The organism is Pseudomonas sp. ES1, assembly GCF_050586605.1.
Lineage (GTDB): Bacteria > Pseudomonadota > Gammaproteobacteria > Pseudomonadales > Pseudomonadaceae > Aquipseudomonas > Aquipseudomonas sichuanensis.
Genome location: NZ_JBOBDM010000003.1, coordinates 35,208 through 46,922 on the forward strand (window position 1 = coordinate 35,208; position 11,715 = coordinate 46,922).

Annotated in this window: 11 protein-coding genes; all 11 read left to right on the forward strand. The window is 63.1% G+C overall.

The features are described from left to right. The first annotated feature begins 38 nt into the window (after positions 1 to 38). The 11 genes from ACQ4N9_RS02235 to ACQ4N9_RS02285 all read left to right on the forward strand — a co-directional run bounded on the left by ACQ4N9_RS02235 (position 39) and on the right by ACQ4N9_RS02285 (position 11,705). On the forward strand, positions 39 to 392 hold the full coding sequence (locus ACQ4N9_RS02235) for a flagellar protein FlaG (RefSeq protein WP_153787294.1): 354 nt from the start codon (positions 39 to 41) through the stop codon (positions 390 to 392). Between the two features lie 83 nt (positions 393 to 475). Then, entirely contained in the window at positions 476 to 1,864 is a 1,389-nt protein-coding gene (gene fliD, locus ACQ4N9_RS02240) for a flagellar filament capping protein FliD (RefSeq protein WP_390967264.1), read from the forward strand. Between the two features lie 128 nt (positions 1,865 to 1,992). Continuing rightward, positions 1,993 to 2,394, forward strand: coding sequence for a flagellar export chaperone FliS (fliS, locus tag ACQ4N9_RS02245; RefSeq protein ID WP_258642670.1), 402 nt, complete (start codon positions 1,993 to 1,995; stop codon positions 2,392 to 2,394). A 19-nt stretch (positions 2,395 to 2,413) separates the two neighbouring features. Further along, positions 2,414 to 2,710, forward strand: a complete 297-nt coding sequence (locus ACQ4N9_RS02250; RefSeq protein ID WP_258646682.1) for a flagellar protein FliT — start codon at positions 2,414 to 2,416, stop codon at positions 2,708 to 2,710. Positions 2,711 to 2,876: 166 nt separating this feature from the next. After that, complete coding sequence (gene fleQ, locus ACQ4N9_RS02255) at positions 2,877 to 4,352, forward strand: transcriptional regulator FleQ (protein ID WP_125859531.1); 1,476 nt, start codon at positions 2,877 to 2,879, stop codon at positions 4,350 to 4,352. A 261-nt stretch (positions 4,353 to 4,613) separates the two neighbouring features. Continuing rightward, the gene (rfbF, locus tag ACQ4N9_RS02260; RefSeq protein ID WP_110991873.1) at positions 4,614 to 5,384 is read left to right on the forward strand and encodes a glucose-1-phosphate cytidylyltransferase; all 771 of its coding nucleotides are present in this window, start codon (positions 4,614 to 4,616) and stop codon (positions 5,382 to 5,384) included. Beyond that, positions 5,366 to 6,442, forward strand: a complete 1,077-nt coding sequence (rfbG, locus tag ACQ4N9_RS02265; protein ID WP_390967265.1) for a CDP-glucose 4,6-dehydratase — start codon at positions 5,366 to 5,368, stop codon at positions 6,440 to 6,442. The genes rfbF and rfbG overlap by 19 nt, the downstream gene beginning before the upstream one ends. Next, positions 6,435 to 7,757, forward strand: a complete 1,323-nt coding sequence (gene rfbH, locus ACQ4N9_RS02270; protein ID WP_390967266.1) for a lipopolysaccharide biosynthesis protein RfbH — start codon at positions 6,435 to 6,437, stop codon at positions 7,755 to 7,757. The genes rfbG and rfbH overlap by 8 nt, the downstream gene beginning before the upstream one ends. Continuing rightward, positions 7,757 to 8,449 carry a sugar phosphate nucleotidyltransferase gene (locus tag ACQ4N9_RS02275; protein ID WP_390967267.1) on the forward strand — a complete coding sequence of 231 codons (693 nt, stop codon included), beginning with the start codon at positions 7,757 to 7,759 and terminating at the stop codon, positions 8,447 to 8,449. The genes rfbH and ACQ4N9_RS02275 overlap by 1 nt, the downstream gene beginning before the upstream one ends. Continuing rightward, the gene (locus tag ACQ4N9_RS02280) at positions 8,446 to 9,810 is read left to right on the forward strand and encodes a CBS domain-containing protein (RefSeq protein WP_323828350.1); all 1,365 of its coding nucleotides are present in this window, start codon (positions 8,446 to 8,448) and stop codon (positions 9,808 to 9,810) included. The genes ACQ4N9_RS02275 and ACQ4N9_RS02280 overlap by 4 nt, the downstream gene beginning before the upstream one ends. Further along, positions 9,807 to 11,705 (forward strand): N-acetylneuraminate synthase family protein, encoded by a 1,899-nt coding sequence (locus tag ACQ4N9_RS02285; RefSeq protein ID WP_390967268.1) that lies wholly within the window; start codon positions 9,807 to 9,809, stop codon positions 11,703 to 11,705. The genes ACQ4N9_RS02280 and ACQ4N9_RS02285 overlap by 4 nt, the downstream gene beginning before the upstream one ends. Positions 11,706 to 11,715: the final 10 nt, after the last annotated feature.

The following is an 11,715-nucleotide window of genomic DNA, read 5'->3' on the forward strand; positions in this document are numbered from 1 at the left end:
CGTGCCCTTTCACCTTTTTGACATGAGGAGTTCGAAGCATGGACATGAGTGTCAAGTTGAACCAGATGTACCCTTCGATGCCGCCCCAGGCAGCAGCGACGGCCAAGGACCCGGTGGTGGCGCCTGTCAAGGTGCAGGAGGCTGCGCCTTCTGAAGACAAGCCGCATACCCGCGAGGACCTGGAGAAAGCGGTGGGCGATATCCGCGATTTCGTCCAGTCGAGCCAGCGCAAGCTGGACTTCTCCATTGATGATTCAACCGGCCAGGTAGTGGTCAAGGTCATCGCCACCGAGTCCGGTGACGTGATCCGCCAGCTCCCGTCGGAAACCGCGCTGAAGCTGGCACAAAGCCTCAGCGAAGCTGGCAGCCTGCTGTTCGACGGCAAGGCATAGGCTGGCATGATTTTTGTTGCTGTCGGTCATTTGATGGATTTATCCGCCAAGGATCCGGCAGCTACTGAACAAGGAGAGCAATGATGGCAGGTACAACAGTCAGCGGTATCGGATCGGGCATCGATACCCAGGCGATTGTGAAGTCTCTGGTGGACGCGCAAAAGGCGCCGAAACAGACACAGATCAATACCCAGACACTGAAGGCAACCACCACGTTGTCCTCTATCGGCAAGATCCAGGCAGCGCTGGACGCCTTCCGTGGCGCCTTGACCAGCATGACCACTGGCAACAGCTTCGGTGGCCTGGCCCTGAAATCCTCGGACGAGAAGGTTGCGACCATCACCGCAGGGGCGGGCGCCGCCAACGGCTCCTTCAGCCTGGTGGTGACCCAGCTGGCGTCGGCTTCCAAGGTCTCCACCAAGGTATACGCCGGTGGCGCGACCAGCGTGGTCAACGCCACGACCAGTACGACCAAGTTGACCATCACCCAGAACGGCAAGGCTCACGACGTGAGCATTCCCCCGGGGGCCACGCTGCAAGACGTGCGTGAGAACATCAACAACCAGTTCGGCACGGCGGGCTTCAGTGCCAACATCCTGACCGATGCCGCGGGTTCGCGCTTGGTCATTACGTCCACCAAGATGGGCGAGGGCTCCGAGATCACGCTGGGCGGGAACTCAGGTGTCGACGTCGGGTATACCGAGGTGGATCCGCCCAAGAACGCCGAATACACGCTCGATGGCATTGCCATGAAGTCCAAGAGCAATGACATCACCGATGCGGTGAGTGGCCTGAACATCAAGTTGGTGGGCGTTTCGCCTAAGGATACCAGCACTACGAAGCCTGTAGTAACGACGCTTTCCCTGTCCACCAGTTCGATTGCGTTGAAGTCGGGCCTCAAGGGCTTCATCGATACCTACAACGCATTGATCAAGGTGGTCAACGCGGAGACCAGGGTCACCAAGAATGCCGACGGCACCGTGACTGCGGCAGCCCTTACCGGTGATGCGTCCATGCGTGCGCTGATGACCTCCATCCGCGAAGAAATGAATGCACTGTCCGGCAACGGCACCCTGAAGTCGCTTGCTGCGTTTGGCGTCACTACCGCCCAGGACGGCGGTGCGCTGAGCCTGGACGACAAGAAGTGGGATAAAGCCGCTGCCACCAACGCCGCTGACCTTACCAGCATCTTCAACGGCAAGGACGGCTTGATTGCGCGCCTGCAGAGTGTCACCGAGCCCTACGCCAAGGCTGCCACCGGCACCCTGGCCGAGCGCAGCAAGACCCTGACCGAAAGCCTGACCAAGCTCAAGTCCGAACAAGACACCTTGGACACGCGCATGGAGGCCTTGCAAAAGAGCCTGCAGGACAAGTACAACAACATGGACACCCTGGTCACCCAGTTGCGCCAGCAGCAGAACAACGTGCTGGGCACGCTCAACGCCCTGAACAACGCCAAGAGCGACAAGTAATCAGTGATTGATGCGAATGGCCGGGCCTGATGCCCGGCCTTTTTGCACCGGCCGGTAAAGTTTTGGCCATCCGGCCCGATACAGGGACTATCGAACCTTAAGTTTTTTGCCCGTTACGAGGTCGCAAGATGAATCCCATGAGAGCCCTTCGTCAGTACCAGAAGGTCAATTCCCATGCCCAGATTTCCGAAGCCACACCCCATCGCCTGGTGCAGATGCTGATGGAAGGTGGGCTCGATCGCATGGCTCAGGCCAAGGGCGCACTGGCCCGTGGCGACATCGCCGAGAAGGGCCTGATGCTGGGCAAGGCGATCGACATCATCATCGGCCTGAGCGACGGCCTGGATGCGCAGAAGAGCCACGACCCGGCCTACATCGAGCAGCTTTCCAGCCTGTATGCCTACATGACCAATCGTTTGATGCAGGCCAACATCGACAACGATCCGGCGATCATCGACGAAGTTGCGCAACTGCTGATCACCGTCAAGAGTGGTTGGGATGCCATCGCCGACGCACAGCATGCCGGCTGAGCCGGTGGGGGAGAGCAAGGTGAATTGCGAGCTGCAACGATTCGACGAAACCCGTGAAGCGTTGCTCGCCGCCTTGGGCGCGCGGGACTGGGACGCGATCAGCAGGCTCGATGAGAGCTGCCGTGGCTGTATCGACGACATGCTCAAGGCGCCGGCACTGGACGAAGCGGTGGTCAAGGCGCGTCTTGAAGACTTGCTGCACGTCTACCGCGAACTGCTCGACGTTACAATGGGCGAGCGGCAGGCTATCGCCGATGAAATGACGCAGATCAATCAAGCAAAGAATGCGTCGAAGGTTTACCATTTGTTCAGTTAAGATGCACCGAACTGGGGAAAAGGCGCCATAAATTTGACTATGCAGGCCTTTTTGACTTAACTAGTGGCTGTTTTCGAAATTCAGACGTCCGAACACTGACCATTCAGTCGGGATGATGTCGCGCACGCCCGCCGGGCGCCGATATGACTAGGGAAGTTGCTATTGCATGTGGCGTGAAACCAAGATTCTCCTGATCGATGACGACAGCGCTCGCCGCCGCGATCTGGCGGTGGTCCTGAACTTTCTCGGCGAAGAAAACCTCCCGTGCTCCAGTGATGACTGGCAGCAGACGGTCGAGTCTCTTGCCTCCAGCCGCGAAGTGCTGTGCGTGCTGATCGGGGCAGTGAAGGCGCCGGCCAGTGTGCTGGGGCTCCTTAAGACAGTGGCGGCGTGGGATGAGTTCCTTCCGGTGCTGTTGCTGGGCGATATTTCTTCTGCCGAGTTCCCCGAGGAGCTGCGCCGTCGCGTGCTGTCCAATCTCGAGATGCCGCCGAGCTACAGCCAGGTGCTCGATTCGCTGCACCGCGCCCAGGTGTACCGCGAGATGTACGACCAGGCCCGCGAACGTGGTCGTCAGCGCGAGCCCAACCTGTTCCGCAGCCTGGTAGGCACCAGCCGTGCCATCCAGCATGTGCGGCAGATGATGCAGCAGGTGGCCGACACCGACGCCAGCGTGCTCATCCTCGGCGAGTCCGGCACCGGCAAGGAGGTGGTGGCGCGCAACCTGCACTACCACTCCAAGCGCCGTGAGGCACCCTTCGTGCCGGTCAACTGCGGGGCGATTCCGGCAGAGCTGCTCGAAAGCGAACTGTTCGGCCACGAGAAGGGCGCCTTCACCGGGGCCATCACCAGCCGTGCCGGGCGTTTCGAACTGGCCAACGGCGGTACGCTGTTCCTCGACGAAATCGGCGACATGCCGCTGCCCATGCAGGTCAAGCTGTTGCGGGTACTGCAGGAGCGCACCTTCGAGCGCGTGGGCAGCAACAAGACGCAAAGCATCGATGTGCGCATCATTGCCGCAACCCACAAGAATCTCGAGAACATGATCGAGGACGGGACCTTCCGCGAGGACCTGTACTACCGCCTCAACGTGTTCCCCATCGAGATGGCTCCGCTGCGTGAGCGCGTCGAAGACATCCCGCTGCTGATGAACGAGCTGATCTCGCGCATGGAGCACGAGAAGCGCGGTTCGATCCGTTTCAACTCCGCCTCGATCATGTCGCTGTGCCGACATGGCTGGCCGGGCAACGTGCGCGAGCTGGCCAACCTGGTGGAGCGCATGGCGATCATGCATCCGTATGGGGTGATCGGCGTGTCGGAGCTGCCCAAAAAGTTCCGCTATGTCGACGACGAAGACGAGCAGTTGGTGGACAGCCTGCGCAGCGACCTCGAAGAGCGCGTGGCCATCAACGGCCATACGCCGAACTTCGCCAACCACGCCATGCTGCCGCCAGAAGGGCTGGACCTCAAGGACTACCTTGGCAGCCTGGAGCAGGGCCTGATCCAGCAGGCACTGGACGATGCCAACGGTATCGTTGCGCGTGCGGCTGAACGTTTGCGTATTCGTCGTACCACTCTGGTCGAGAAAATGCGCAAGTACGGCATGAGTCGCCAGGGCGGCGAGGACCAGGCGGAGGATTGACGCCCGGTCTTGCGCCTGTACCGATCTCTTCGCAGGCTTGTTCGCGAAGAGATCGGTATAGGTAGCCTGCATCCCCATCTATGCTGCGGCTATCGGTGAGCCGCCGGAGCCGCGCTGGCATTGATCAAAAAGTCCGCCGGGACAAAACCGATTCCGCAGCGCCCGCCATCTTAAAGCAGGCATGCGTTTTGCTTTGGCTAGCATAAAGGGCCAGGGGACAGTTTTTTGTCACCCCTCCGACCAATGCGGACCAACAGCACAATGAAAGCAGTCATTCTGGCCGGTGGGCTGGGCACACGCATCAGCGAAGAATCCCACCTGCGCCCTAAGCCGATGATCGAGATAGGCGGCAAGCCGATCATCTGGCACATCATGAAGATCTACTCGCACTACGGTATCAACGACTTCGTCATTTGCCTGGGCTACAAGGGGTACGTGATCAAGGAGTATTTCGCCAACTACTTCCTGCACATGTCGGACGTGACCTTCGACATGGCGCAAAACCGCATGGATATCCACAACCGCCATGCCGAACCTTGGCGGGTGACACTGGTGGATACTGGCGAAAACACCGCCACTGGTGGCCGCCTCAAGCGTGTCCGTGAGTACGTTGGCGATGAAACCTTTTGCCTGACTTACGGCGACGGTGTATCCGACGTCGACCTTCCCCGACTGATCGACTTCCACCGGCAGCACGGCAAGCTGGCCACGGTTACCGCCGTGCAGCCGCCGGGGCGTTATGGCGCGTTGGATGTGCAGGGCGAACAGGTACGCGGCTTCCAGGAAAAACCGCTGGGCGACGGTGGCTGGATCAATGGCGGCTTCTTCGTGCTCGAGCCAGCCGTGCTCGATTACATCGCCGGCGATGGCACCACCTGGGAAAACGAGCCCATGCGTCGTCTGGCCGAGGACGGCCAGTTGATGAGCCACCTGCACCGTGGCTTCTGGCAACCGATGGATACCCTGCGTGATCGCATGCTGCTCGAAGCACACTGGAAGAACGGCGAAGCCGCATGGCAGCTATGGCGCTGAATCCTGCATTCTGGGCGGGGCGCCGCGTTCTGCTGACCGGGCACACCGGCTTCAAGGGCGGTTGGCTGGCCGTATGGTTGCGTCAGCTGGGCGCCGAACTGCGTGGCTTCGCCTTGCCTGCCGCAACCACGCCATCGCTGTGGCAGGTTGCGCAGCTGCAGCAGCAGGTACCCGGCGATATCGCCGATATCCGTGATGCCTCGGCCCTGGCCCGAGCGCTGCAGGATTTTCAGCCCGAACTGGTGCTGCATCTGGCCGCTCAGCCACTGGTGCGTGAATCCTATCGTGCGCCTGCGGACACCTACGCAACCAATGTCATGGGTACGCTCAACCTGCTCGAAGCGGTGCGGGCCACGCCGTCCGTGCGTGGCGTGCTGGTGGTGACCACGGACAAGTGCTACGAGAACCGCGAGTGGCCCTGGCCCTACCGGGAGCAGGATGCCTTGGGCGGCTTCGATCCCTATAGCAGCAGCAAGGCCTGTGTCGAGCTGCTGTGCGCGAGTTACCGCGACTCTTTCCTGCGTTCCTCTGGCGTTGCCCTGGGCACTGCGCGCGCGGGCAACGTGCTGGGGGGCGGGGACTGGTCTGCCGACCGCTTGTTGCCGGACATCTTTCGCGCCTGGCAGGACGGTCAAGAGGTGACCTTGCGTTATCCCGATGCGACGCGGCCCTGGCAGCACGTGCTCGACCCGCTGATGGGCTACCTGCAGCTGGCGCAGGGTTTGCTCACCGACGCCGAGCAGCATGCCGCAGCCTGGAACTTCGGCCCTGACAGCGCAGGGCTGGCCACCGTCGGCGAGATCGTCGAACGTCTTGCCAGCCGTTGGCCAGGCGAGGCGCGCTGGTCGATTGCCAGCGATGCCCAGCCGCACGAAGCCGGTCTGCTGGCCCTGGACTCCAGCAAGGCCCGGCAGAGGCTTGGCTGGGCGCCGCGCTGGTCGCTGGATGACACCCTGAAACATACCCTGGACTGGCATCTGGCCTGGCGCGCAGGGCGTGATATGAACATCGTTACCCGCGAGCAGCTCGCGGTTCACCAAGGCGGAACCCATGAGTGACAGTACGGCGCAGCAGTTGCGCCAACAGATTGCCGAGCTGGTCGGGCGCTACGCCGAGCTGCAGATGGCGCCCAAACCCTTCGTGGCCGGGCAGAGCAGCGTTCCGCCAGCCGGCAAGGTGATCGGTGCGGGCGAACTGCAGGCCATGACCGAGGCCGTGCTGGATGGCTGGCTGACCACCGGGCGCTTCAACGAGGCGTTCGAAAAGCGCCTGGGCAAGTACCTGGGGCGCCGCTGCGTACTCACCACCAACTCCGGCTCGTCGGCCAACCTGCTGGCGTTTTCCGCCCTGACCTCGCCACGCCTCGGCGACCGGGCGATCAAGCCTGGCGACGAGGTGATCGGCGTTGCCGCCGGCTTCCCGACCACCGTCAACCCGATCCTGCAATTCGGCGCGGTACCGGTGTTCGTCGATGTCGAGATGGGCACCTACAACATCAACCCGGCGCTGATCGAAGCGGCCATCGGCCCGAAGACCAAGGCCATCATGCTGGCCCATACCTTGGGCAACCCCTTCGACCTGAGTGTGATCCGCGCCCTGTGCGACAAGTACGGCCTGTGGCTGATCGAAGACTGCTGCGATGCCCTGGGTTCCACTTACCAGGGGCGCATGGTCGGCACCTTTGGCGATATCGGCACCCTCAGCTTCTACCCGGCGCACCACATCACCATGGGCGAGGGCGGAGCGGTGTTCACCGACTCTCCGTTGCTCAAGCGCATCATTGAGTCGTTCCGCGACTGGGGCCGCGATTGCTACTGCCCCCCGGGCGAGGACAACACCTGTGGCAAGCGCTTCTGCTGGCAGCTGGGTAGCTTGCCGGAAGGCTACGACCACAAGTACACCTACTCGCACCTGGGCTACAACCTGAAGATCACCGACATGCAGGCCGCATGCGCACTGGCGCAGATGGACCGGGTCGATGATTTCGTTGCCGCGCGCAAGCGCAACTTCGCCTGGCTCAGCGAGCGCCTGGCCGGTTGTGCGGACAAATTGATCCTGCCGCAGGCCACCCACGAAAGTGACCCTTCCTGGTTCGGCTATCCGCTCACCCTGCGCGACGGCTGTGGCGTAAAGCGCGTCGAGCTGTTGCGCTACCTGGACGAACAGGGCGTGGGTACACGCCTGCTGTTCGCCGGCAATTTGACCCGCCAGCCCTACATGCAGGGGCAGCAATACCGGGTTGCCGGCGAGCTGCCGGTAACCGACAAGATCATGAACGACACGTTCTGGATCGGCCTCTGGCCGGGCTTGAGCGATGACCATCTGGAGCATGCGGCGCGCAGTCTCGAAACCTTCCTGCAGAGGCTGTGCTGATGCGCGCCTATGTCCTGTGTGGCGGTTTCGGTACACGGCTGCGCAGCGTCACGGACGCGCAGAAGGCCCTGGTCCCCGTTCACGGTGAGCCCTTTCTGGCGCGGGTATTGAGCCAGTTGGCCCGTGCCGGCATCAGCGAAGGCGTACTGTGCGCGCATTACCGCGCCGAGCAGGTGGCCGAGCAGCTTGCCGAGTTGTCTCGCCATGCGGGGCTGCCACTGTCGCTGGTGGTGGAGCAGAGCCCTCTGGGCACGGGCGGCGCACTGCTCAACGCGTTGCGCGAGCAACCGGCTCAGGGGCGCTACCTGGTACTCAACGCCGACACCTTTGTTGACGCGCAAGGCTATCGGCAGATGATGCTGGGCGAAGGCAATGCCGTGCTGGCAGCGCGGGTCGATGACCGCGGCCGTTATGGCAGCCTGGCGCTCAATGCCACGGGGCACCTGGCTGGCTTGCAGGAAAAGGGCCTGCAGGGGCCCGGCCTGATCAACGCGGGGGTTTATGCCTTCACCGCGCCGGCCTTCGCCGCCACGCCCGTTGGCGCCTGCTCCATGGAGCACGATCTGTTGCCCGAGTTGCTCCAGCGCGAGGCCGTTTCCGTTGTCGATTACAGCGGGCGCTTCATTGATATCGGCACGCCAGAATCGCTCGCGCGCTACACCGACGAATTTTTTCCGGATACATCGCTATGAGCCTGCTGGTGCAGACCCTGAGCATTGGCGAACGCCAGAGCATTCTTGATGCGGTCAAGTGCATCGAGGCCGGCGCCTTGCAGATCGCCTTCGTGGTGGCCGACGATCAGCGTTTGCTGGGTGTGGTCACCAACGGTGACGTACGTCGCCACCTGCTGCAGGGCGGCCAGACCGACCTGCCGGTAACCACCTGCATGAACAGCCATTACCGCGCTGTTCAGGCCGATGCATCGCGCGAGGAGTTGCTCAAGGCATTCGACCTTGGTTTCAACGCCATCCCGGCCGTGGATGAGCAGGGGCGCCTGGTCGAGGTCTACACCCGCCTGATGGCGGCCAGCCCGGAAGTGCCGGTGCTGGCACGGGCCCGTGCGCCGGTACGCATGAGCTTCTGCGGCGGCGGTGCCGACCTGACCTATTTCTTCATCGACCACCCGGCAGCGGTGCTCAGCTGTACCGTCGGTCTCTATGCCCATGCCACCCTGGTTCCCCGGGGCGACCGTGGCATCCGCATCTTCTCCGAGGACCTGGGGCGCGAGGAGGACTACGACTCCCTGGCAGACCTGCTGGCCGCCAGTGAAAAAAGCCTGTTGGCGACCATCGTTTCGGTGATCAAGCCGCAATACGGCTTCGACCTCTACCTGCGTTCGGACTTCCCGGTGGGCTCCGGGCTGGGCGGCTCCTCCGCGGCCACCACGGCCACCATCGCGGTATTCAACGAACTGCGCCAGGATCGCTGGAGCACCTACGAGATCGCCGAACTGGCGTTCCAGGCCGAGCGCCTGTGCTTCGGCATCGCCGGTGGCTGGCAGGACCAGTACGCCTCGGCCTTCGGCGGCTTCAACCTGATCGAATTCGAGAACCAGCGCAACCTGGTGCACCCGATTCGCCTGGAAGAGGCGATCCGCAATGAGCTGGAATCCTGCCTGGTGTTGTGCGACACCGGCATTTCCCACGACTCCGGCCGCCTGCATGATCTGCAACGCGAGGAGATGCAGGCCGAGGCCTCGCAAACCGACCTGCTCCATGCCAGCGTGGCGCTGTGCCGGCGCATGCACCGCTATCTGATTCGCGGCGAGCTGCGCGATTTCGGCCTGTGCCTGGACGAAGCCTGGCGCCTGAAAAAGCGCTTTTCCTCGGCCATCAGCCATGGGCGCCTCGATGAAATCTACGCCGCTGCACTGGCGGCCGGCGCGCTCGGCGGCAAGCTGCTCGGCGCCGGCGGCGGTGGCTTCTTCCTGTTCTACGTACAACCCCAGCACCGCCAGCGAGTGGTGCATGCGGTGCGCGCACTGGGCTGCCAGACTCAAGGCTTCCGCTTCGAGTCCTGCGGTGTTACTTCCTGGCGGACGAAAATCCAATGACCCCGATTATTCTCGACGGCATCGCCCTGGGTGGCGAGCGCGTCTATGTCATCGCCGAAGCCGGCAACAACCATAACGGCTCGCTGGCATTGGCCAAACAACTGGTGGATGCCGCCATCGCGGCGGGCGCCGACTGCGTCAAGTTCCAGCTGCGCAACCGCGAGGCGCTGTACCGGCGCAAGGCCGATGGCTCGCGGGCCGAAGACCTCGGCGTGGAGTACATCCAGGACCTGCTGGACAAGGTCGAGCTGAGCCTCGACGAGCACCGCCAGCTGCGCGCCTACTGCGCGCAACAGGGCATCACCTACCTGTGCACCCCCTGGGATGAACCCAGTGTCGATGCCCTGGCAGCGTTCGACGTGGCGGCGCTGAAAATCGCCTCGGCGGACCTCTGCAACCCCTACCTGATCGCCAAGGCCGCCAGCCTGGGCAAGCCGCTGATCCTGTCCACCGGCATGTCCTTCGAGCACGAAATCATCCGTGCCATCGAACAGCTCAATGCCCTGGGCACGCCCTTCGCGCTGCTGCACTGCAACAGCGCCTACCCGGCGCCGGAAGGGGATATCCAGCTCGGCTACCTGCGCCGCCTGCAGCAGCTGCACGGCCTGATCGGCTATTCCGGCCATGAGCGCGGTATCGCCATCACCCTCGGTGCCGTGGCCCTGGGTGCCAAGCTGGTGGAGCGCCACATTACCCTGGACCGCAACATGGAAGGCCCGGATCACCTGGCCAGCCTGGAGCCTACCGAGTTCCGCCAACTGGTGGACGGCATTCGCCAGCTGGAGCTGGCGCTGCCATGGCAAGGCCCTGGCCGTCATGCCAGCCAGGGGGAACTGCTGAACCGCGAGAACCTCGGCAAGAGCGTGATCGCCGCACGCGAGATCCCCCGTGGTGCAGTCCTGGAGCCGGGCATGCTGCGTATCGCCAGCCCCGGCCAGGGCTTGGCGCCGTACCGGCTGCCGGAGCTGCTGGGCAAGCCCGCCCAGCGCGACATTGCCCAGGGCGATTTCTTGTTCGAGAGCGACCTGCAGGAGCAGCCCGCCGAGCAGAAACTGGCGTTCGACATGCCGATTCGTTGGGGTGTGCCGGTGCGCTACCACGACTTCCTCGATTACCGTCGGCGCATCGAGCCGGACCTGTTCGAGTTCCACCTGTCCTACCGCGACCTCAGCCTGAAACCGCAGCCCTTCCTGGCCCAGGTGGAATGCTCGCGCCTGGTGGTGCACGCCCCGGAGCTGTTCGAGAACAGCGAACTGCTGGACCTGGTTGCGGACGACCCGGCCTATCGCCGGCGCTCCATCGACAACCTGCAGCGCGTGGTCGATGCCACCCTGCAGATCGGCGAGTTCTTCCCCGCCGCCGATGCCCGGCTGATCGTCGCCAACATCGGTGGTTTTTCTGCCGACGCGCCACGCCCGCTGGCCATGCGCCCCGAGCTCTACGAGCGTTTCCATGAGGCCTGCCGCCAGGTGGATTTCGCCGGCACAGAGCTGATCCCGCAGAACATGGCGCCGTTCCCCTGGCACTTCGGCGGCCAGCGCCACCAGAACATTTTCATGATGCCCGACGAACTGGCGGCGCAGGCTCGCGAGCACGGCCTGCGCTTGTGCCTGGACCTGTCGCACCTGCAGATGACCTGCTTCCACTTCGGCCTCGACTTCCAGGCCGCACTGGCGCTGCTGCTGCCGCACTCGGCGCACCTGCACGTGGCCGACGCCAAGGGCACCAACGGCGAAGGCGTACTGATGGGCACCGGCGACATCGACTGGCCGGCCAGCTGGGCACAGATTCGCCAACATCCCGAGGTCAGCTTCATTCCTGAAGTCTGGCAAGGGCACAAGGATCATGGTGCCGGCTTCTGGTCGGCACTGCAGTATTTGACGCGGCTTGCGTAAGCGCCGGTTT